This window comes from Streptomyces nanhaiensis, assembly GCF_046614825.1.
Classification (GTDB): domain Bacteria; phylum Actinomycetota; class Actinomycetes; order Streptomycetales; family Streptomycetaceae; genus Streptomyces; species Streptomyces radiopugnans.
This window is the reverse complement of the sequence record NZ_JBKJFM010000426.1, coordinates 1-290: the sequence shown is the minus strand read 5'-3', so window position 1 is coordinate 290 and position 290 is coordinate 1. Positions and strand designations below refer to the sequence as shown.

Annotated in this window: 1 rRNA gene; it reads left to right on the top strand. The window is 63.1% G+C overall.

Going from position 1 to position 290, the window contains the following annotated elements:
- Positions 1-290: ribosomal RNA gene (locus tag ACLIYP_RS30920) — 23S ribosomal RNA — on the top strand; the annotation flags it as partial.

The window sequence follows — 290 nt, the reverse complement described above, 5'->3', positions numbered from 1 at the left end:
GCCCTCCGGTGCCTTCGGGTGCCGGGTGGGGTGGAGCCGACGGCCCGATCCGGTAGTAGGTGAGTGATGGGGTGACGCAGGAAGGTAGTCCAGCCCGGGCGGTGGTTGTCCCGGGGTAAGGGTGTAGGGCGCCAGGCAGGTAAATCCGTCTGGCATGAGAGCCTGAGACCTGATGCCGAGCCGATGTGGTGAAGTGGATGATCCTATGCTGTCGAGAAAAGCCTCTAGCGAGTTGCACGGCGGCCCGTACCCTAAACCGACTCAGGTGGTCTGGTAGAGAATACCGAGGC